Source organism: Streptomyces sp. NPDC001507 (genome assembly GCF_042894765.1).
Taxonomy (GTDB): domain Bacteria; phylum Actinomycetota; class Actinomycetes; order Streptomycetales; family Streptomycetaceae; genus Streptomyces.
This window is the reverse complement of the sequence record NZ_JBIAVV010000018.1, coordinates 44023-64464: the sequence shown is the minus strand read 5'-3', so window position 1 is coordinate 64464 and position 20442 is coordinate 44023. Positions and strand designations below refer to the sequence as shown.

Sequence of the window (20442 nt, the reverse complement as noted above, 5' to 3'; positions counted from 1 at the left end):
GTACGATTGGAGTCGTACAAGGGAACCGGGTGCGAGGATGCGAGGAGTCGCCCATGTCGGTACGGGTGCCGGAGTTCAAGGTGCTGCCGGAGCCGGCGGATCTGCCCGCGCCGCTGCCCGAGCCCGCGGTGGCGGACCTGCGCCTGGAGACGGTGCTGGGAGCGCTGAGCGATCCGCTGCGCCTGCGCATCGTGCAGAAACTCCTGCTGGAGTCCGAGCGGTTCGACCACACCTGCGGATGGTTCGGCTTCGACCGCCCGAAGTCCTCGCTGACCCACCACTTCAAGGCCCTGCGCGAGGCGGGCGTCACCCGGCAGCGCCAGTACGGGCTGGAGCGCCGCAGCCAGGTCCGCGTCGACGATCTCGACGCGCGCTTCCCCGGCCTGCTCGACCTGGTCGCCGCATGGACGCCGGACGGGGTCTGACACCACGCGCCCGCGGGCGGCTGGTGCCCGGATCGGTGCGGTTTGAGATTCTGTGAGGGTGTCGGGTGTCGCGCGATGGTTCCAGGGCCGAAGGGGGCCCGCGTCCGCCGACGGCCCGGGCGGACCGGACGGGCTCGCCGAGCCGTTCAAAGCGTTGCGCACGGCCGCGGCCGGCATCGGCACCAGCCTGGACGAGCCCACCACCTGTACGGAACTGACCCGGGCAGCGGTACGGCTGGCCGGCGGCTGCGCGGCCGTGCTGCGGCGGGTCGGCGACACCGTCTCCGGCTACGAGTCGATCTCCGGCGACGCCGATCTGCTGCCCGACGCCCGCTGGGCCACCGCGGTCGCCCGGGACGCGGGCACCCCGGCGGCAGACACCTGGATGGACCCGTGGCTGACCCGCCCGCTCGGCAGCCATCCCCGCCCGGCCCTGTGCGCGCCCCTGGCCAGCGGCTCCGACCAGTACGGCGTCCTGGTCTGCGGCCGCGACGGGCCGGCGTTCGCCCGCGCCGAGGCCGAACTGCTCGCGCTGCTCGCCGAACGCGCCGCCTCCCACATCCGGCACGCCCGCGAGTACGACCAGGTCAACCGCACCGCCGCCGACCTGCAACGCGCCCTGCTCTCCGAGCCGGGCCGGCCGCACCCGAACCTGGACGTGTCGATCCGCTACCTCCCGGCCGGCGGGCGGGTACTGGTCGGCGGCGACTGGTGCGAGACCGTACGGCTGCACTTCGGGCGCACGCTGCTCGTCGTCGGCGACGTGATGGGCCATGGTCTGGAGGCCGCCGTCGACATGAACGCGTACCGCTCCTCGCTGCGCTACATCGCCTCCTCCGAACTGCCGCCCCACCGGGTGCTGCGCCAGCTGGACGACATCGCCGCCACCGAGGCGGACCGCAGACCCGCCACCTGCCTCCTGGTACGCGTCGACCCCAGCCGCGGGCAGGTCACCCTGGCCAGCGCCGGCCATCTGCCGCCCGCGCTGATCACCGGGGAGGGCGACACCGCACTCCTGCAGGTCCCCGTCGGCCCGCCGCTGGGCACCGGCTTCGGCGGCTACGAGTCGGCCACCCACCGGCTCGAACCCGACCAGGCCCTGGTGCTCTTCACGGACGGCCTGGTGGAACACCGCGGCGAGGACATCGACCGCTCCCTGGACCGCCTCGCCGAACTGCACTTCACCCCCGCCGTCGACATCGACGGCCTGCTGGAATCCATCCTCACCCGCCTCGACGCGCGGCACGCCGAGGACGACGTCGCGGTGCTGGCGGCGCGTCCGCACCCGCGGCAGGGCGGGTTCACCTCGGTGGAGGAGGCGGGGGGCTGAGCGCCCCTGGAAGAGCCGCGATGTGCCGTCAGTCGTCTGCGGCGCCGTCGTGGCTGGTCGCGCAGGTCCCCGCGCCCCTGGGGGGCGCCGCCGAACCCGTCTGCTTCCTCGGCAGCGTCAGGGTGAACACCGTGGTGCCCGTGGGGCCGTCGCCCAGTCCGATGGTCCCGCCGTGCGCCTCCACCAGCGCCCGGGCCACCGACAGGCCGAGCCCGCTGCCGCCGCGGTCCCGGCTGCGGGCCTTGTCGACGCGGTAGAAGCGGTCGAAGACCCGGGCGCGGTCGCCGGCCGGGATGCCGGGGCCGTGGTCGGTGACGCCGACCGACGCCGAGTCCGCGGTGACCGTGACCGTGACGGAGACCGGGGTGCCGGTGGGCGTGTGGACGGCCGCGTTGGTGAGCAGGTTGTCCAGCACCTGGCGGATCCGGACCGGATCTAGGCGGACCGGTACCGGGTCCGGGCCGGCGGTCACCGTCAGCGGGTGGTCGGCGTGGGCGGCGCGGAAGGCGTCGGCCGCCTCCCGGACCAGTTCCGTCAGGTCGGCCTGCTCCAGCCGCAGCGGGGTCTCCACCTCGGCGGCGTCGAGCCGGGCGAGCAGCAGCAGGTCGTCGAGGAGGATGCCCATCCGGGCCGCCTCCGCGCGCAGCCGGGCCAGGTGCCGTTCGCGTTCCTCGGGCTCGTTGGCGGCGGCGTACCGGAAGAGGTCGGCGTAGCCGCGTACCGACATCAGCGGGGTGCGCAGCTCGTGCGAGGCGTCCGCGACGAACCGGCGCAGCCGTTGCTCGGCCTCGGCGCGGACGGCGAGCGAGTGGTCGATGTGCTCCAGCATGGTGTTGAACGCGGTGCGCAGTTCCTCGACCTCGGGGCCGCCGCCGCGCTTCGCCGCGCGCAGCGGCAGCCGGGCCGCGGACTCCGTCAGGTTGTGCGAGGCGATGCCGTGGGCGGTGTGCGCCATGTCGCTCAGCGGTTCGAGACCGTGCCGCAGCAGCCGGCGGCCGAACACCACCAGCGCCAGCAGCGCCAGCCCGAAGGCGACCACCTGGACCGTCACCAGCTGCCGTACCGTCGCGTCGATGCTGTTCGTCGGCGCTCCGCTGACCAGCACCACCCCCGGCTCCACCGCGCAGCCGCGCAGCCGGTACTGGCCCTCGCCGGTCAGGTCCTCGGTGCGCAGCACCTCGGTGCCCGCGGCGACCTGCGCCTTCGCCACCGAGGTGAGCGGGGCGATGTCCGCGGGCAGGTCGCTGCTCTCCTCGGGCTTGCGCAGCACCGGGGTGCCGCCCGAGACGTCGTACACGGCGTAGTACCAGTGGTAGTACTTCTTGCCCTGGAGCGTGCCGTTCTGCGCGATGCTCTTGGACTGGGCGACCTGGGCCAGCCCCAGCTGGTCGTCCAGCTGGGCCGACAGGTAGTCCCGCATGTACATCGTCAGCGACGTGCCGACGACCGCGAACACCACCAGCGCCAGCGCCCCGAGCCCGAGCGCCAGCCGGGTGCCCAGCCGCATCGACCGGTACCAGCGCCGCAGCCGCACGATCACTCCGCCGCCTGCTGCCGTATGACGTACCCGAAGCCGCGCACGGTGTGGATCAGCGGCTCGCCGTCCTCGTCCATCTTCCGGCGCAGCCGGCTGACCACCAGCTCCACCACGTTCGAACGGCCGCCGAAGCCGTACTCCCACACGTGGTCGAGGATCTGCGCCTTGGTGAGCACGGTCGGCGACTTGCGCATCAGGTAGCGCAGCACCTCGAACTCGGTCGGGGTCAGGGAGAGCAGCCGGTCGCCGCGGCGCACCTCGCGGGTGTCCTCGTCCATCGTCAGGTCGGCGACCCGCAGCACCGAGCGCTGGAAGCCGGGACCCGCGCTGCGCCGCAGGACCGTGCGCAGCCGGGCCATCAGCTCCTCCACCGCGAACGGCTTGACCAGGTAGTCGTCCCCGCCCCGGGTCAGCCCCGCGACCCGGTCGGCGACCCCGTCGCGGGCCGTGAGGAACACCACCGGCACCATCGTCCCGGAGTGCCGCAGCCGGTCGAGCACACCGAAGCCGTCGAGGTCGGGCAGCATCAGGTCGAGCACGACGATGTCCGGACGGAACTCGGCGGCCCGCGCCAGCGCGTCCTCACCGGAGTACGCGGTGACCGCGTCCCAGCCCTCGTACCGCGCGACCGTCGCGACCAGGTCGGCGATCGGCGGGTCGTCGTCCACGACGAGGAGTCGTACTTTTTCCACCCGCTCATACTGCGGCACGCGGCCGTGGACGCCAGACCCGTGCCCGCACCGAGAACACATCGATAACCAGTTGAAAGTCGTCCGACAGGAAAACGACAGCGGCCACGGGTGAAGCTCGACTCCCAGGACCCGATCAAGGAGCTGCCCACCCGTGACGACCGTCCACTCACGCCCCGCGCCCCCCACGGCGCTACGCCCCAGGGTGGTGGCCCGCACGGGCCTGTACGCCGTGCTCGCCGCGAACGCGGCCGTGGTCGCCTGGTTCTTCGCCCAGGCGGGCTTCGCCTCCAACGCCCTGATCGTCATCGGCCGCTTCTTCGGCCTCTACGGCGCCCTCGTCATGGCCTTCCAGCTGGTGCTGGTGGCCCGGCTGCCCTGGCTGGACCGCCGGATCGGCATGGACCGGCTGACCTCCTGGCACCGCTGGACCGGCTTCACCCTGCTCTGGACGCTGCTCGCGCACGCCGTCTTCATCAGCTTCGGCTACGCCGACGGCGCGGGCGTCGGCCCGGTGAGCGAGCTGGTCGACCTCGCGGAGACGACGGAAGGCGTGCTCCGGGCCGTGGTCGCGCTGGGCATCATCCTCGTGGTCGGCGCCGTCTCGGCCCGCTACGCCCGCCGCCGGCTCGCCTACGAGACCTGGCACTTCATCCACCTGTACACCTACGTGGCCGTGGTGCTGGCGTTCACCCACCAGGTCGCGGTCGGTACGACCTTCACGGCGTCGTCCGCCGCGAAGACGTACTGGTACGCGGTGTGGGGCGGGGCGCTCGGCGCGGTGGCCCTGGGCCGCCTGGTCCTGCCGCTGTGGCGCAACCACCGGCACCGGTTCCGGGTCTCCGCCGTCGTCCCCGAGTCGGACAACGTCGTGTCCGTGTACGTCACCGGCCGCGATCTGGACCGGCTGGGCGCCCAGGCCGGCCAGTTCTTCCTGTGGCGGTTCCTGACGAAGGACCGCTGGTGGCAGGCGAACCCGTTCTCCCTGTCCGCCGCCCCGGACGGCCGCACCCTGCGCCTGACCGCCAAGGCCGCGGGCGACGGCAGCGCGGGCCTGCGCCACCTCGAGGTCGGCACCCGCGTCTTCGCCGAGGGCCCCTACGGCGCCTTCACCGCCCTGCACCGGAGAAAGACCGAGTCCCTGCTCATCGCGGGCGGCGTCGGCGTCACCCCGATCCGCGCGCTCCTGGAGGCCCTCGACGGCCACGCGGTCGTCGTCTACCGCGTCTCCGCCGACCGGGACGCCGTCCTCTACGACGAACTGCGCGACCTCGCCGTGGCCAAGGGCGCCGAGCTGCACCTGGTCACCGGGCCGCCGGTGCCGGACAAGCTGGCGGCGCGCGAACTGGCGCAGCTCGTGCCGGACATCGCCGACCGGGACGTCTTCCTGTGCGGGCCGCCCCCGATGATGAACGCGGTGCTGCGCACCCTGGGTGACCTGGGCGTGCCCAAACCGCAGATCCACTTCGAGCGTTTCAGCCTGGCGGGATGAGAGAGACACCGTGAAGCGAGCCATACCCGTCGTCGTTCTGAGCATCGCGGGCCTGATCCCCGTCTGGCGCTACGAGCCGTCGATCGGCGGTACGACCACCACCAGCACGTCCACCGCCGAGCCCGCCCCGAGTTCCTCGGCCGCCGCCTCTTCGGGGACGGTGGTCAAGGGCACGACCGTCAACACCGACAAGGGGCCGGTGCAGGTGCAGGTCACCTTCGACGGCGACAGGATCTCCGCCGTCACGATGCTCCAGCAGCCGAACCACCCGCAGACCACGGCCGCGGTCCCGGTGCTCGTCGCTGAGACACTGAAGGCACAGAGCGCCGACATCGACACCGTGTCCGGCGCGACGATCACCAGCGACGGCTACAAGGAGTCCCTCCAGGCCGCGATCGACGCGAAGGGCTGACCATGCACCGGGTCGAACACGTCATGGGCTTCCCCGTCTCGCTGCGGATCGACGACGAGGGGGACTTCGGGGCGGCCGCGGACGCCGTGTTCGCCTGGCTGCGCGAGGTCGACGAGCGGTTCAGCCCCTTCCGGCCGGACAGCGAGGTCTGCCGCCTGGACCGGGGCGAGATCGCCGAGGCCGAGGTGAGTCCGGACCTCGCCGAGGTGCTCGCGCTGTGCGAGGAGTACCGGCTGGCGACCGGGGGCGCGTTCGACGTACGGCTGCCGGGGCGGGGCCTGGACCCGTGCGCGGTGGTCAAGGGCTGGTCGGTGCAGCGGGCCGCGGAACTGCTGTCGGCGGCCGGGGCGCGCCGCTTCGTGCTGAACGCCGGCGGTGACGTGGTCGCCGCCGGCGGGCCCTGGCGGGTGGGGGTACGGCACCCCGAGCACGCCGACCGGCTGTGCACGGTCCTCGAACTCACCGACGGGGCGGTCGCCACCTCCGCCCGCTACGAGCGCGGCGACCACATCGTCGACGGCCGCACCGGGCGCCCGGCGACCGGCCTGCTCAGCCTGACGGTCGTCGCCTCCTCACTGACCGAGGCGGACTGCGTGGCCACGGCCGCCTTCGCGATGGGTGCCGAGGGCGTGGGGTGGGCGGCCGCGCGCCCCGGCTGCGAGGTGTTCGCCGTGGACGCCGGCCGGCAGGTGCTGCGGACGGCGGGCTTCCCGGTCGCGGGGGAGCGGCCGACGGCCGCCTGACGCGTCCCGGCGGCTCAGCGGACGGGGGAGGGGTGCTGCTTCGCGAGACGTGCGACGGACTCCGCGACCGCGTCCAGGGCCGCCGTCCGCTCCTGGCCGGTCATGCGGGCCGGTGCGTGGGTGACCACCGGATCGAGGACCTGGAAGCCGACGAACTCCAGCATTCCGCGGCGGATGTGGAACAGGAAGTCGCTCCTGGTGCCGGAGTAGACCGCCGCGTCGTAGAAGGAGTTGCCGGTGATCGAGGTGAGGTTCCAGGCGTACAGGGCGGTGGCCAGGAGCAGGACCGCCCACAGGGCCGGGCGGGCCCAGCGCGGGTCCTCCGGGGCGCCGAGGAACAGCCTTCTGGTGCGGGAGACCGGCGGGGCGGCGGCCCGGTGCCGGCCGTCCTGGACCGGGGCCGTCGACGGATCGACGTCCGGGAAGGCCGCGTTCGTTTCGTTCATGACCATGACGGTCGGGGCGCTGCCTGGGGCGGTCCTGAGGCCTCACTGAGCGAGGAATGAGAATCAGGGAACTCACAGGTGGCGCACAGCGGAGGACGGTCAGGTCACAAACTGAAGAGGATCAGTCAGCTGCCAAAGTGCTGAAACACTTCCGGTTTAGACTCTGGGCGAACAGCCTGCGCCACGGCGACCGTGGTCGACAACTGGGCACTTTCTGGCAAACCCGAAGGGTATTCGGCGTTTTGATACGGATAGATTCAGTCACCAAGCGGTACCCGGACGGTACGGTCGCCGTCGACCGGCTCTCCCTGGAGATACCGGACCGCTCGATCACCGTCTTCGTCGGTCCCTCGGGCTGCGGCAAGACGACGACCCTGCGGATGATCAACCGGATGGTGGAACCCACCGAGGGCCGCATCCTCCTCGACGGCGCCGACATCCACGCGCAGCCGGTCAACACCCTGCGCCGGTCGATGGGTTACGTCATCCAGAACGCCGGTCTCTTCCAGCACCGCACCATCGTCGACAACATCGCCACCGTGCCGCGGCTGCTCGGCTGGACCAAGCAGAAGGCGCGGGCCCGCGCGGCCGAGCTGATGGAGCGGGTGGGCCTGGACTCGGCGCTCGCCAAGCGGTACCCGTACCAGCTCTCCGGCGGCCAGCAGCAGCGCGTCGGCGTGGCCCGGGCGCTCGCCGCCGACCCGCCGGTGCTGCTGATGGACGAGCCGTTCTCCGCGGTCGACCCCGTGGTCCGCAAGGGGCTTCAGGACGAACTCCTGCGGATCCAGGACGAGTTGGGGAAGACCATCGTCTTCGTCACCCATGACATCGACGAGGCGATCAAGCTCGGCACGATGGTCGCCGTGATGCGCACCGGCGGCCACCTCGCCCAGTACGCCCCGCCGGCCGAGCTGCTCACCGACCCCGCGGACGCCTTCGTCGAGGACTTCCTCGGCGCCGACCGGGGCATCCGGCGGCTCTCCTTCTTCCCGTCCGCGGACCTCGAACTGCAGACCGCGCCGATCGTCGCGATCGACGCCGACGCCACCCGGCTCGGCGCCCGCGCCACGGCCGACGCGCCCTATCTCCTCGTCACGGACCTGGACGGCAGGCCGCTCGGCTGGGGCGAGCCGCGGACCCTCACCGCGGGGTCGATCCGCCCGGAGCAGCTCGTCCCGTACGGACGCCCCTTCCTGCCCGGCCGGGACTCGCTGCGCGCAGCCCTCGACGGTTCCGTCCTCTCGCCGACCGGCTGGGCCGTGGCCGTGGACGGCGAGGGGCGCGCGGTCGGCGTCGTCTCCCAGCAGGTCATCGGCGCCGCGATCCGCACCGCCCACGCCGAGGGCCGCGACGACGCGAAGGTCGGGGGATGAGCGGCTTCTTCGACATCCCGAGCGACCTCCAGAACACCTACTTCGGGCTGATCGGGCTGCATCTGCGCGAGGCCCTCATCCCGGTCCTGGCCGGCCTGCTGGTGTCCCTGCCCATCGCCCAGCTCTGCGTGCGCTTCCGCTGGCTGTACCCGCCGGTGCTGGGCGTGACCACGATCCTGTACGCCATCCCCTCGCTGGCCTTCTTCGTCGTCCTCATCGACTACACGGGCCAGACCGAGACGACGGTGATGATCCCGCTCGCCGTGTACAGCCTGGTGGTCCTGGTCCCGGCCATCGTGGACGGCGTCCGCTCGGTCCCTGCGGAGACCCTGGCCGCCGCCACCGCGATGGGCCTGGGCCCGGTACGCCGGTACTTCCAGGTGCAGTTGCCGATCGCCGTCCCCGCCATCATCGCGGGCCTGCGGGTGGCCACCGTCTCCAGCATCTCCCTGGTCAGCGTCGGCATGCTGATCGGCAACCAGGGCGCGCTCGGCAACCTGCTCAACGACGCGAACATCTACCACCGTCCCGAACTGGCGGTGAACTCGGTCGTGACCACCGCCGTGCTGGCCATCCTGGCCGACGCCGTCCTCGTCCTCGTACGCCGTGTGCTGACGCCCTGGATGCCGAAGGAGAGCACCCGGTGAACGTCCTCAACTTCGTCCACGCCTTCTTCAGCGACAGCAGTCACTGGCACGGCTACGACGGCATCCCCACCCGGCTCTGGGAACACGTCCAGTACTCCCTGGAGGCGCTGGCCTACGCGGCCGTCATCGGCCTGCCGATCGGCCTGATCACCGGCCACTACGGGCGCGGCGGCAACACCCTCGCCCTGATCGCCACGGCCGGCCGGGCACTGCCCAGCTTCGGCCTGCTGGTCCTGATGTTCATCTGGCTCGGCTTCGGCATGCTGCCGGTGATGATCCCGCTGGTGATCCTCGCGGTGCCGCCGATCCTGGTCACGACGTACGAGGCGATGCGCTCGGTCGACCCGTCGCCGGTGGACGCGGCTCGGGGCATGGGCATGCCGGAGTCACGCGTCCTCTTCCAGGTCGAACTCCCGGTCGCCCTCCCGCTGATCCTCAGCGGCCTGCGCTCGGCGGCCATCCAGATCGTCTCGACGGCGACCATCGCGGCCTACGTCAGCCTGGGCGGCCTGGGCCGCTACATCATCGACGGCCTCTACCAGAAGAACTACGAGAAGGTCGTGGGCGGCGCCACCCTGGTGGCGGCGATGGCCCTGGCGACGCTGGGCATCTTCTGGGCCATAGCCCGAGTGACGGTTTCTCCCGGAGTGCGGAGGGGATAGCGCGCCCCTTCGGGGGCGCGGGGAACTGCGCGCTCAGCCACACACGGCCCGCAGTTCCCCACCCGCCGCGCTAACCCCCACTACGCGCCAGTGCCAGTTCCAGCACGACAAGCAGCGCATCCCGCACAGAACCCCGTTCCCGCGCGTCGAAGACGACCAGCGGCGTCCCCTCGGCGACGTCCAGCGCCCACCGCACCTCGTCCAGCGTGTGCTCGACGCGGCCGTCGAACGCGTTGATCGCGACGGCGAACGGAATCCCCTTGTGCTCGAAGTAGTCGACCGCCGCGTAGCAGTCGTCGAGGCGACGCGTGTCAACGATGACGAGCCCGCCGAGCGCCCCTTCCACGATGTCGTCCCACATGAAGCCGAACCGTTCCTGCCCGGGCGTGCCGAACAGGTACAGCTTCAGTGTCGGGTCGATGGTGATGCAGCCGAAGTCCATCGCCACGGTCGTGGTCGTCTTGCGCGGGGTGAGCGAGAGGTCGTCCACGCCCGCCGCGACCTCGGTGATCGAGGCCTCGGTGGTCAGTGGCTCGATCTCCGAGATCGAGCCGACGGCGGTGGTCTTGCCCACGCCGAAACCGCCCGCGATGACCATCTTCACCGGCAGCGGCGGCCGTACGGCCGTACGCCCGGTGCCCCGGGTCAGCGAGTCAGTCGGTGTCACGGAGTACCCCTCGGGAGTCGGGGATGGCCCGCAGGCCATCGATAACCCTGCGCAGGACGGACGAGTCGTGGGTGGCCTCGAAGTCGGGCACGTGCACCGTCAGCTGCCCGGCCTCGCGCAGGTCTTCGGCCAGCACCCGGACCACGTTCAGGTGCAGCCGCAGCCGGGCCGCCAGTTCCGCGAGCGACTGCGGAATCCGGCACGCGGCGACGATGTCGTGCTGCTCGAAGGAGAGCCGGTCCAGGGCGGTGAGTCCGGCGGCGGTGGCCACCACCTGGGTCTCGACGGGCATCGCCGGTCCGGAGGCGCTGTCCGCCACCCGGCCGGCGGTGACCAGGAACGGCCGTACGGCCGGGGCGGGGCCGACCGGGTCCGGGCCCGGAGGCGGGTCCGCCATGGCTGTGTCTTCCTCTCTCGGCCTTCTCGGCTGTGCCGACCGGCGATGCCGGTCAGCGCGTCTGTGGGACGCCGACGCTGTTCTTCAGTTCCAGGACGAGCTGCGGACTGAGCGCCGCACCCGCGCGGTTGGCGAACAGCGTCATCTCGTAGGCGATGTTGCCGAGCTTGGCCTCCTTGTCGGCGACCACGCCGAGCACGGCGCCGCTGCCGATCGCGGAGACGATGACATGGCCGCCCTCCAGGTCGATGATGACCTTGTTGAGGCCGCCCAGGCCGTAGTTGCCGGACGCGCCGGCGGCCAGGCTCGTGATGCCGGAGACGATCGCGGCCAGCCGCTCGGAGTGGGCGCGCTCACGCAGTTCCGAGACCGCGATCAGCAGACCGTCGGAGGACACGGCGATCGCGTCGACCACGCCGGCGGTCTCGGTGGCGAAGCGGTTCAGCAGCCAGGTGAAGTCGGCTGCGGCCGCCTGCAGGTCGGTCGGCGTGACGCCGCCCGTCGGGGTGTCACCTGTCGACGTGCTCACTGCTCGGCTCCTTCCGGAAGGTGGTTCTGGTCCTGCGGGGGGTGCAGGGGGTCGGTGCGCGGTGCGGGCCGTTCGTAACTCCCGGTGTCGCCCTCGCGCCGGGCGCGTTCCACCGCCGCCTCGAACTCGTCCAGCGCGTCGCGTTCGGCCTCGGCATCACGGGTGCGCGGCGCCTGGGCGAGGGTCTGGGCGGCACCGACGGTGGTGCGGAGGGTCGCGCCGCGTACCCGGCGGCGCAGCGGGCGGGGCCCGTCGGCGGAGTCGGGGACGGCGTCCGTGTCCGCCCCGGCCGGGGGTTCGCCGGAGCGTGCGGCCGGGATCAGCGGGGGCTGTGGCGTCGCGGGCTCGGGGGCGGACTCGCGGCGCGGCAGCCGGCGGGGGAGCGGGCTCTCCTGCTCGGCCCAGGAGGGCACCGTGACGGCGGGGGTCGGGCCGGTCGGTTCGACCGGTGCCGCGGTCGCCGCGGGTATCGCCGGCGCCACCGGAACGGCCGGCCCGGCCGTTCCGGTCGGCTCCGCGGCGAACGGGGTGCCGGAGGTGTCCGCCACCGCGCTCATCGTCAGCAACAGGCGGGCGGGCAGCGTCACTTCCGCGGTGACGCCGCCGCCCGGGGTCCGGGTCAGCTCGACGCCGATCTCCCAGCGCCGGGCCAGCGCACCCACCACGAACAGACCGAGCACCTTGGTCGGCACCAGGTCGAGGCGCTCACGGCGGATCAGCCGCTGGTTCTCCTCGGCCAGCCGCTCGGCGCTCATGCCGAGGCCGTGGTCGGTGACAACGATGTGCGCGCCCGCGTCGCTGGAGCGGACGGTCACCTCGACAGGGCTGCCGGCCGGCGAGAACGACACCGCGTTCTCCAGGAGTTCGGCCACCATCAGCGTGAGGTCGCCGATGATGTCCGGCTCGATCATGGCCTCCGTGCCGGCGTACAGCCGAACCCGCTGGTAGCCCTCGATCTGGCCGAGCGCGGCCCGGACCACGTTGGACACCGGGGTCGGGCCCGCGGCCAGCACGGTCTCGCGGATGCCGGCCAGCAGCATCAGGCTGTCGGCGTTGCGGCGCAGGCGGACGGCGATGTGGTCGATGGAGTAGAGGCGTTCGAGGAGGGCCGGGTCGGTCTCGGCCCGCTCCACCGCGTCGATGAAGGCGAGCTGGCGGGTGGTCAGGTTGCTGACGCGACGGCCGACGTTGCCGAACATCTCGGCGGTGTTGCGGCGGCTGAGCACCTGGCGTTCGAGCAGGGCCGCGGCGGTGGTCTGCACCTGGTTGAACGCCTCGGCCAGGTCGCCGATCTCGTCGCGCGCCGTGACCGGGATGTCCCGCAGCCGGGGCGGGCCGGAGTCCTCGGCGTCGTCGTCGGCGACGCGGGCGAGTTCGCGGCCGGCCACCTCGGCGACCTCGTGCGCGACCCCGGTCAGGGCCTGCACCGGGCGGATCACCGAGCGGCGGACCAGTGCCGCGAGGGTGATCCAGAGGACGAAGCCGAGCAGCGCGCCGCCCAGCAGCAGCACGGCCCGCAGTTCGGCGGCGCGGTCGGCGGCGTCGGCGCGGTCGGCGATCTGGCCGATGAGTGAGGTGGTGATGGTCAGCCGGGCGGTGGCCTGCTGGAGATAGGCCGGGTAGTCGATGAGCGCGTCCTTGACGGCCGCCCGGATCTGGTCCGGGTTGCCGGACTGCAGCTTGGTCGGGTCGATCTGCAGCTCGGCGAAGGACTCGGCGATGGTGCTCTGGGCCTTGGTGTGCTCGACGTCGGCCAGTTGCCGCGCCTGTCCCTCGGTGGCGAACCGGGTGAACCGGTCGGCCTGGTGCTGGTAGAGGTCGTAGGCGCCGACCGCGTTGGTGAACTCGATCAGGGCGTTGGTGTCACCGGTCGTCGCCGCGAGCACGTTGGTCTCGAAGGCGCCGTGGGCGGCGTCCGCGCGCAGCAGCGAGTCCAGCAGGTTGCCGGTGAAGGTGGCGGCGAGGTTGGTGTCGCGGTCCAGGCCGAGTCCGTCGATCAGGTCGTTGGACGCGTTGGTGTAGGCCGGGTCGATGTTGTCGGCGGGCAGGTAGGACTGCTCGACGGAGTCCCGGAGGCTGGACAGCCCCTCGACCTGCCGCAGGGCGGCCGCCTCGGTGTCCGGCAGCCGGCCGCCGAAGGTGTCACGGACCTTCGCGACCTGGGAGTCCACCGTCTTCTGGGCCGCGCGGTAGGCGGCCGCCGAGGGGGTGGAGTAGCCGGACTCGTACCGCGCGGAGAGCAGGATCGCCTGCTGGTGCTCCGCTTCGACGCTGTCCACGAGACGTGCCACTTGCGCGCTGTCCCGGACCGTCTGCGCGGCGTCCTCCGCGCTGGTGGACTGCTCCAGCAGGTCGGTGAAGACGTACGCAAGCAGCACGGCGATGACGGCGAGCGGGACACCGACCAGCAGGTTGAGCTTGCGCCGGAAGGGCCAACGGTCGGCGAAACCCCGTATCCCGCCCCGCGCCTGGGCGGGCCGGACGGGCGCGTCCACCTGGTTCGTGGACACCGGGCCTCCTTCATGAGGGTGTCTGGTCTGGGGGGCGTCTTCACCCCGAGCTGTTGCGGAACGACACCGTGTAGCGGGCCCCGTGCACCGCTGTGACCGATATCAACTGCCGTGAGACTACAGCGTTCTTGAAGCGCGATTCCGCTTGCTCTTTATCAAGAATCCGTTACAAAGAGACCGCTCTCCGTCCACAACTGGCCACGGATCGAAGCCAATCGGTGACCCGGAGACACTTGACTCACCGAGAACCGGCTGGATTGGATCGTCGGGAGTGGTTCGCAACAGCCCCGTGGCGCACAAGCTCCCGCGTGGTTCGCAACACCCCCACCCTTCCCACAGCTCCCGGAACGGCAACCGTGACTTCCAACACCCTTCCCAGCAGGTCAATCCGGACATACCGAGGCGTGGCGGCCGTCGCGCTCGCCGCGACGACGGCCCTGCTGGCGGGCTGTTCCTCCTCCTCCAACGACAGCAAGTCCGACCCGCTGTCGGACAGCAAGGCGAGCGGGGACACCGTTGTCGTCGGCTCGAACAACTTCGCCGAGAGCATCCTGATCGCCGACATCTACGGCGAAGCACTCAAGGCCAAGGGCGTCAAGGTCACTTACAAGGCGAACATCGGCAGTCGTGAGACGACCTACGGTCTGCTCAAGAACGGTTCGATCTCGGTCCTGCCCGAGTACAACGGCGCCCTGCTCGCCTACCTCGACCCGAAGGCCGCCCCGAAGACCGTCGAGGCGACCACGTCGGCCATCGAGGCCAAGCTGGACTCCAAGCTGACGCTGCTCGACCCGGCGGACGCGCAGGACAAGGACACGGTGACGCTCAACGCGGCCACCGCCGCCAAGTACAACCTCACCGAGAAGTCCTCCATAGCCGACCTGAAGAGCATCGCCAAGGACCTGGTCATCGGCGCCTCGCCGGAGTTCCAGACCCGTCAGCAGGGCCTGGTCGGCCTGAAGGACGTCTACGGCCTGGAGTTCAAGTCCTTCAAGGCGCTCGACGCGGGCGGCCCGCTCACCCAGGCCGCCCTGAAGAAGAACGCGGTGCAGGCCGGCGACATCTTCAGCACGGACCCGACCATCACCAAGGAGAAGTTCGTCGTCCTGCAGGACCCGCAGAACCTCTTCGGCTTCGAGAACGTCCAGCCCCTCGTATACAAGAGCGCCCTGAACCAGACGGCCACCGACGCGCTCAACGCCGTCTCCGCCAAGCTGGACACGGCGACCCTGCTGGATCTGGACACCCAGGTGCAGTCGGGCAACAAGGACCCGCTGGACGTCGCCCAGGCCTGGCTGAAGAAGGCCGGCCTCAGCAGCTGACCGTGCCCGACCTGCCACGGATCCTCCCTGGACCCTCCTGGGACCGTGTCGTGCTCGACGGCAACGGCCTCGGCCTGACCGGACTCGTCCGGCCGGCCGACGCCGTTGCCGTTCCCGTCGTACCGTCCGAGGCGCTCGACCGGGTCACCGTCGACCCGTCCGACGCGGCCGGCCACACCGTGCGCCTGCTGCGCAGCCACGCCGGCGGCGCGGGCACGGCGGCGGGTGCGCTGAACGCCGTACAGCAGCTGGGGGCGACACTGGGCCACGGGCCGTCCGATGTGAGCCGTCCCCGTCCCGCCGGGTCCGGCCTCGGCCTCGGTTTCTTCGGTCCGGTCAGAGGTCGAACTCGTGCGGCGGCAGGTCCAGGGTGTAGCACGCCTCGCGGACCACGGCCTGCTCGGTCTTGTCGAAGTCGCCGTCGGCGCCGCCGATCACGATGCCGATCTGGATGACGGCCCGCGCCTCGGCCGGCTTCTTCTTCGCCTTGGCCACCTCCTGGAGCACACTCACCTTGCCGAAGGCGAAGTCGGCGGTCAGCTTGTTCAGGTTCTCCTCGAAGCGTCGGCGCAGGTCGTCCGCCGGGAAGTTCTGCAACACCTCGTTGGTGGCGATCAGCTGGGCGACCCGCTGGCGCTCGGCCGGGTCGATGGTGCCGTCGGCAGCGGCCACGAGCGCGCACATCGCCATGCTCGCGTCCCGGAACGCCCCGCTCTTCAGGTCGTTCTTCTTCGCCACCAGCTGGGTCTGCATCTGCGTCGCGGAATCCTTGATGCGGTCCCACAGGGCCATGCGCACTCACTCCTCGGTCGGTAAGAAGTCTGCTTGCCAAAAAATTACTTCTACAACACCGTAGAAACTTGCGCGGCGGCCGATAAGTTCCCACGTCCTAAACTGTCCCTCCGGCCTGGTGGACAGAGCGCGGTGGACAGGAGGACCACGACGGTGGCGACGGTGCCCGGCAGCGGCTACGAGGACCCCACCGCGGACGTGCTCACGGAGGCGGCCGCGGCCTTCGGGCTGCTCGCCTCGCCCGCCCGGCTGCACATCGTCTGGGCGCTGGCCCAGGGCGAGAGCGATGTCACGGGCCTCGCCGAACGGGTCGGCGGCGCGCTGCCGGCCGTCAGCCAGCACCTCACCAAACTGAAGCTGGCCGGCCTCGTCCGCTCCCGCCGGGAAGGCCGCCGCCAGGTGTACCTGGTCGACGACCCCGACGTCGTCGACGTCGTACGCCTGCTCGTCTGCCGCCTCACCGCCCGCACCACCGGCGCCGAAGTCCCGGCCTCCCGACGGCTCCATGGCCTCTGAGGGCGAGGCGGCCACCTCGCTGCAGGTGCTGCGCCGGCTGGACACGGGACCGCGCGGGCTGACCGAGGCCGAGGCCGCGGCCCGGCTCGCCGACCTCGGCGCGAACTCCCCGCCCCTGCCGCACACCGCCTCCTGGCCGCTGCGCTGCGCCCGTGCCCTGCGCGACCCCTTCACCGCCGTCCTGCTCACCCTCGGCCTGGTCTCCGCCCTCGTCGCCTCCTGGGGCACGGCCGTCGTGATCCTCGCGTTGGTCGCCGTCAGCTGCGGACTGCGCGCCGCGGGGGAACACCGTGCCGATCGCTCGCTGGCCGCCCTGCGCGAACTCGTCGCCGGCACCGCCACCGTGCTGCGCCGGGCCGGCGCGGACGCGGAGCCGCGTCCGCGCGAGGTCCCGGTCGCCGACCTGGTCCCGGGCGACGTCGTCCGGCTCGGCCCGGGCGACCTGGTCCCGGCCGACGTACGACTGCTGCGCGCCCGTGGGCTGACCGTGCACCAGGCCGTGCTCACCGGCGAGTCCGCGCCGGTCGCCAAGGCCGCCGTAGACGTCCCCGCCGCGGCGGCCCCAGGGCCCTTCCAGGAGCCGTACCTCTGTTTCCAGGGCAGCGGGGTCGCCTCGGGCAGTGCCACGGCGGTGGTCGTGGAGACGGGGGAGCGGACCCGGTTCGCCGCCGCGCAGGGCGTCGCGGGCGGCCGACGGGAGGCGAGCGCCTTCGACCGGTCCGTGCACGGCATCTCCTGGGTGCTCATCCGGTTCATGCTGCTCACCCCACCGCTGGTCCTCATGGCCAACGCCGCCCTGCGCGGCCGCGGACTCGAGACACTGCCCTTCGCGGTCGCGGTGGCCGTCGGGCTCACCCCCGAGATGCTCCCGGTGATCGTCACCACCTGCCTGGCCCGGGGCGCCGCGCTGCTGGCCCGCGCCCACCGGGTCGTCGTACGGCGGCTGCCCGCACTGCACGACCTGGGCGCGGTCGACGTGCTCTGCCTCGACAAGACCGGCACCCTCACCCAGGACCGGCCCGTCGTGGAACGCGCCCTCGGGCCCGACGGCGCCGACGACCCGGACGTGCTGCGCTGGGCGGCCGTCGGCGCCTGGTGGACCCTGCAGCTCGCCGAACTGCCCGCACCCGACGCCCTCGACGAGGCCCTGCTCACGGCCGCAGGGCCGGTGGGGGAGGAGTACGACGGCATCGGCGCCGTCCCCTTCGACCCGGAGCGGCGCACCGCCACCGCCGTCGTCGCCGGCCCCCTCGGCACCCATGACCTCGTCATGAAGGGTGCCGCCGAGGACGTACTGGACCGCTGCGACCTCGACCCCGCCGAACGCGAGCGCCTCCTCGCCCTCGCCGACCGTGAGGCGGGCGCCGGGCTGCGGGTCCTCGCTGTCGCCACCGCCCGCCGCCCGGCCCGCACCCGCCCCTGCACGGCCGCCGACGAGCACGGCCTCACCTTCCGCGGCCTGGTCACCTTCCGCGACGCCCTCGCACCGGGCGCCGCCGAGGCCCTGCGCGGCCTCGCCGGCCTCGGTGTCGCCGTCCGCGTCCTCACCGGCGACCACCCGTCGACCGCGGCCCGCGCCTGCCGGGACCTCGGCCTGGCCGCGGGGCCGGTGGCCGTGGCCGGTGACCGCCTCGACGCGGACGCCGTCGTCGTCGCCCGCTGCACCCCCGAGGACAAGGCCCGGATCGTCGCGGGGCTGCGGGCCGCCGGGCACACCGTCGGGTTTCTCGGGGACGGCGTCAACGACGTTCCCGCCCTGCGCGCGGCCGACGTCGGGATCGCGCCCCGCGCCGCCGTGGACCTCGCCCGCGAGACCGCCGACGTGGTGCTGGCCGAGAAGGACCTCGGCGCCATCGGGCACGCCGTCACCGCGGGCCGGCACAGCAGCGCCAACATCGCCTCCTACCTCCGGGTCACGCTCTCCTCCAACCTCGGCAACGTCATCGCGATGCTCGCCGCCGGCCTGCTGCTCCCCTTCCTGCCGATGCTCCCGGTCCAGGTGCTGGCCCAGAACCTCTGCTTCGACGCCGCCCAGCTCGCCTTCGCGTACGACCGGCCCGGACCTGCGGCACTGCGCCGACCGACCGTGCTGCGGCCGCGTGCCTTCCTGCGGTTCATCACCGGCTTCGGGGTGCTCAACGCGGTCGCCGACCTGGCCACCTTCGGCGTCCTCGCGCTCGCCCTGCGCGGCCCCGACGCCCTCGACGACGAGGCGGTCTTCCACTCCGCCTGGTTCACCGAGAACCTGCTCACCCAGGCCCTGGTGATGTTCCTGCTGCGCGGTGGCACCCGCCCCGGGCCCGTCGGCCGCGCCGCCGCCGCCCTCGCCGCCGTCGGCCTGCTCCTGCCGCCCGGCCCCCTGGGCGCGGCCCTGGGCGTGACCGGCCTGCCCGCCGGCTACTACGTGCTGCTCGCCGCCGTCCTGGGGCTGTACGCCCTCGCGCTGCGGGCGGTGCGGGCACGCCACGACCGGCGGTAGCGAGCGCGGGCCGGGTCCGGGGGGCATTTCCCCCTCCGGGTTGTACAGTTGCGCAATGTAGCAATCGTCGCTGCCCGGCCGGGGCGCATGCAGCACCCTCCGTCGGCACGGAAAAACGTGAGAAAGGGAGGGGGCGGTCATGCTCCGTAACGGACTCGAACCCTGGCATCTGCTGATCGTCGCGATCGTCTTCATCGTGCTCTTCGGCTCCCGGAAGCTGCCCGACACCGCCCGGGCCCTGGGCAAGTCGATGCGCATCCTGAAGAGCGAGGCGAAGGCCATGAAGACCGACGACACGGCCGCGGCGGCGCCGGTGGAGCCGACGTCGGTACAGATGGCGGCGGAGCCGGTCACGGCCACCGCGCAGCCGGAGCCGAAGCCGGCCGGCGAGCCGACCGTCTCCCCGAGCTGACCCCGCCCCGGCGTCAGTCCTCGTCCCCCTCGAAGAAGTCGCCGATCTCGTCGACCACCTCGGCCGCCACCATTCCACCGACCGCCCCGAGCGCGAGGCCCGCCGCACCGGCGGCGACCGCCGTGCCGAGGCCCGGCCCGGAGCGGTGGTGGCCGTCGTGGTGCCCGCCGTCGTGGTGCCCGCCGTGGCCGTATGCCGCGTGGGCGCCGTAGGCCTCCCGGTGGGCGATCAACTGGCGGATCCAGCCGTCGACCTCGCTGCTCCAGTCGAGGGTGCGGGCGTCCTCGTGGCGGACCGTGAAGCGGGTCAGTGCGTCGTGCCCGGCGGAGAACGGGCCACCGCGCTTGTCCGCCTCCAGGACCACCTCCAGGCCGGCGGGGGAGGCGAGGAAGGTCAGCTCGATCTCGGTGACCTCGTGCGCGTACTGCGGCGCCGGGGTCAGCTCGACCTCCTGGTAGAACGGCAACTGCTGGCCGGTGCCGCCGATCCGGCCGTACTCCAGATCCGCCGAGCGGAAGCCGAAGCCCAGCCCGCCGAGGGCGTCGAGGACTGCTTCCTGGACGGGCAGCGGCCCGACGGCGACCGGGTCCAGATCGCCCTTGTCCCGGGCGCCGGCCACCCCGACCTCCGTGCGCACCCCGAGCACGACGCCCAGCGGCTGTCCGTACAGCTCGGTGACCGGTGTCTCCCACGGCACCGGCACGCTGAACGGCACCTGTCGCTCCTCCTCGGCGCCGAGCCGGAAGCCGCCGCCGACGGTGAACCGCTCGAAGACGACCGCGCCCTCGCTCTCCCCCTCCTCGTGCTCCGCCTCCACGCGCGCGAGCAGTTCAAGGCCGACGTGCTCGACGTCCACCGCCGTCGAGCCGCCCTTCAGCCACACCCGCCCCGACAACACCCCGCCGGGCACCACCGTGCCACCGTCGAGCACCGTGTCCACCGAGGGACCGCCGACTCCGATCGCCCCCAGCAGCCGTTTGAACACCATGAAGCCGCCGCTCCTTCGCCGTACTCGTCACGCACACCCCGGCCGGCCACACGCCGTCCGGCTGCCCGATGAAC

21 protein-coding genes are annotated in these 20442 nt (G+C 72.3%); 12 read left to right on the top strand and 9 right to left on the bottom strand.

The window, feature by feature from the left end; all coding sequences use genetic code 11:
- The first annotated feature begins 53 nt into the window (after nucleotides 1-53).
- On the top strand, nucleotides 54-425 hold the full coding sequence (locus ACFY0K_RS42995; RefSeq protein ID WP_390644489.1) for an ArsR/SmtB family transcription factor: 372 nt from the start codon (nucleotides 54-56) through the stop codon (nucleotides 423-425).
- 58 nt (nucleotides 426-483) lie between these two features.
- The gene (locus ACFY0K_RS42990; protein ID WP_390644488.1) at nucleotides 484-1755 is read left to right on the top strand and encodes a PP2C family protein-serine/threonine phosphatase; all 1272 of its coding nucleotides are present in this window, start codon (nucleotides 484-486) and stop codon (nucleotides 1753-1755) included.
- Nucleotides 1756-1783: 28 nt separating this feature from the next.
- Here ACFY0K_RS42990 and ACFY0K_RS42985 read toward each other — a convergent pair whose 3' ends face one another.
- Nucleotides 1784-3295 carry a sensor histidine kinase gene (locus tag ACFY0K_RS42985; RefSeq protein ID WP_390644487.1) on the bottom strand — a complete coding sequence of 504 codons (1512 nt, stop codon included), beginning with the start codon at nucleotides 3293-3295 and terminating at the stop codon, nucleotides 1784-1786.
- Complete coding sequence (locus tag ACFY0K_RS42980) at nucleotides 3292-3984, bottom strand: response regulator transcription factor (RefSeq protein WP_351961926.1); 693 nt, start codon at nucleotides 3982-3984, stop codon at nucleotides 3292-3294. The genes ACFY0K_RS42985 and ACFY0K_RS42980 overlap by 4 nt, the downstream gene beginning before the upstream one ends.
- A gap of 151 nt (nucleotides 3985-4135) precedes the next feature.
- Between ACFY0K_RS42980 and ACFY0K_RS42975 the strand changes: the two genes are divergently transcribed.
- Genes ACFY0K_RS42975 through ACFY0K_RS42965 form a run of 3 tightly spaced genes read left to right on the top strand, consistent with a single transcriptional unit; the run spans nucleotide 4136 to nucleotide 6628 of the window.
- Nucleotides 4136-5473 carry a ferric reductase-like transmembrane domain-containing protein gene (locus tag ACFY0K_RS42975; protein WP_390644486.1) on the top strand — a complete coding sequence of 446 codons (1338 nt, stop codon included), beginning with the start codon at nucleotides 4136-4138 and terminating at the stop codon, nucleotides 5471-5473.
- Nucleotides 5474-5483: 10 nt separating this feature from the next.
- Nucleotides 5484-5885 (top strand): FMN-binding protein, encoded by a 402-nt coding sequence (locus tag ACFY0K_RS42970; RefSeq protein WP_390644485.1) that lies wholly within the window; start codon nucleotides 5484-5486, stop codon nucleotides 5883-5885.
- 2 nt (nucleotides 5886-5887) lie between these two features.
- Entirely contained in the window at nucleotides 5888-6628 is a 741-nt protein-coding gene (locus tag ACFY0K_RS42965) for an FAD:protein FMN transferase (RefSeq protein ID WP_390644484.1), read from the top strand.
- 14 nt (nucleotides 6629-6642) lie between these two features.
- On the opposite strand, the gene ACFY0K_RS42960 is transcribed toward ACFY0K_RS42965, so the two are convergent.
- On the bottom strand, nucleotides 6643-7074 hold the full coding sequence (locus ACFY0K_RS42960; RefSeq protein ID WP_390644483.1) for a hypothetical protein: 432 nt from the start codon (nucleotides 7072-7074) through the stop codon (nucleotides 6643-6645).
- A 242-nt stretch (nucleotides 7075-7316) separates the two neighbouring features.
- Between ACFY0K_RS42960 and ACFY0K_RS42955 the strand changes: the two genes are divergently transcribed.
- From ACFY0K_RS42955 to ACFY0K_RS42945, 3 genes are read left to right on the top strand one after another with little or no spacing between them, the layout of a single operon-like run.
- Complete coding sequence (locus ACFY0K_RS42955) at nucleotides 7317-8447, top strand: ABC transporter ATP-binding protein (RefSeq protein WP_351961934.1); 1131 nt, start codon at nucleotides 7317-7319, stop codon at nucleotides 8445-8447.
- Nucleotides 8444-9094 carry an ABC transporter permease subunit gene (locus ACFY0K_RS42950; RefSeq protein ID WP_351497229.1) on the top strand — a complete coding sequence of 217 codons (651 nt, stop codon included), beginning with the start codon at nucleotides 8444-8446 and terminating at the stop codon, nucleotides 9092-9094. Before ACFY0K_RS42955 ends, ACFY0K_RS42950 begins: the two co-directional genes overlap by 4 nt.
- Nucleotides 9091-9756, top strand: a complete 666-nt coding sequence (locus ACFY0K_RS42945; protein WP_390644482.1) for an ABC transporter permease — start codon at nucleotides 9091-9093, stop codon at nucleotides 9754-9756. The genes ACFY0K_RS42950 and ACFY0K_RS42945 overlap by 4 nt, the downstream gene beginning before the upstream one ends.
- Nucleotides 9757-9826: 70 nt before the next feature.
- Here ACFY0K_RS42945 and ACFY0K_RS42940 read toward each other — a convergent pair whose 3' ends face one another.
- Genes ACFY0K_RS42940 through ACFY0K_RS42925 form a run of 4 tightly spaced genes read right to left on the bottom strand, consistent with a single transcriptional unit; the run spans nucleotide 9827 to nucleotide 13859 of the window.
- On the bottom strand, nucleotides 9827-10423 hold the full coding sequence (locus tag ACFY0K_RS42940) for an ATP/GTP-binding protein (protein ID WP_217547088.1): 597 nt from the start codon (nucleotides 10421-10423) through the stop codon (nucleotides 9827-9829).
- Nucleotides 10410-10820 (bottom strand): DUF742 domain-containing protein, encoded by a 411-nt coding sequence (locus ACFY0K_RS42935; protein ID WP_352359780.1) that lies wholly within the window; start codon nucleotides 10818-10820, stop codon nucleotides 10410-10412. Before ACFY0K_RS42935 ends, ACFY0K_RS42940 begins: the two co-directional genes overlap by 14 nt.
- Before the next feature lie 52 nt (nucleotides 10821-10872).
- Nucleotides 10873-11349, bottom strand: coding sequence for a roadblock/LC7 domain-containing protein (locus tag ACFY0K_RS42930; protein WP_351712298.1), 477 nt, complete (start codon nucleotides 11347-11349; stop codon nucleotides 10873-10875).
- Nucleotides 11346-13859: an ATP-binding protein gene (locus ACFY0K_RS42925; protein ID WP_390644481.1), complete on the bottom strand. Its 2514-nt coding sequence runs from the start codon at nucleotides 13857-13859 to the stop codon at nucleotides 11346-11348. Before ACFY0K_RS42925 ends, ACFY0K_RS42930 begins: the two co-directional genes overlap by 4 nt.
- A gap of 356 nt (nucleotides 13860-14215) precedes the next feature.
- Between ACFY0K_RS42925 and ACFY0K_RS42920 the strand changes: the two genes are divergently transcribed.
- The gene (locus tag ACFY0K_RS42920) at nucleotides 14216-15181 is read left to right on the top strand and encodes an ABC transporter substrate-binding protein (protein ID WP_390644480.1); all 966 of its coding nucleotides are present in this window, start codon (nucleotides 14216-14218) and stop codon (nucleotides 15179-15181) included.
- A 336-nt stretch (nucleotides 15182-15517) separates the two neighbouring features.
- On the opposite strand, the gene ACFY0K_RS42915 is transcribed toward ACFY0K_RS42920, so the two are convergent.
- The gene (locus tag ACFY0K_RS42915; RefSeq protein ID WP_093498487.1) at nucleotides 15518-15973 is read right to left on the bottom strand and encodes a tellurite resistance TerB family protein; all 456 of its coding nucleotides are present in this window, start codon (nucleotides 15971-15973) and stop codon (nucleotides 15518-15520) included.
- Nucleotides 15974-16126: 153 nt separating this feature from the next.
- Between ACFY0K_RS42915 and ACFY0K_RS42910 the strand changes: the two genes are divergently transcribed.
- From ACFY0K_RS42910 to tatA, 3 genes are all read left to right on the top strand, one after another.
- Entirely contained in the window at nucleotides 16127-16489 is a 363-nt protein-coding gene (locus ACFY0K_RS42910; protein ID WP_390644479.1) for an ArsR/SmtB family transcription factor, read from the top strand.
- Nucleotides 16479-18968: a magnesium-translocating P-type ATPase gene (gene mgtA, locus ACFY0K_RS42905; RefSeq protein WP_390644478.1), complete on the top strand. Its 2490-nt coding sequence runs from the start codon at nucleotides 16479-16481 to the stop codon at nucleotides 18966-18968. The genes ACFY0K_RS42910 and mgtA overlap by 11 nt, the downstream gene beginning before the upstream one ends.
- Nucleotides 18969-19107: 139 nt before the next feature.
- A complete protein-coding gene (gene tatA, locus ACFY0K_RS42900) occupies nucleotides 19108-19380 on the top strand; it encodes a Sec-independent protein translocase subunit TatA (protein ID WP_390644477.1) in 273 nt (90 codons plus the stop codon).
- Between the two features lie 13 nt (nucleotides 19381-19393).
- Here tatA and ACFY0K_RS42895 read toward each other — a convergent pair whose 3' ends face one another.
- Nucleotides 19394-20368 (bottom strand): sporulation protein, encoded by a 975-nt coding sequence (locus ACFY0K_RS42895; protein ID WP_390644476.1) that lies wholly within the window; start codon nucleotides 20366-20368, stop codon nucleotides 19394-19396.
- Nucleotides 20369-20442: the final 74 nt, after the last annotated feature.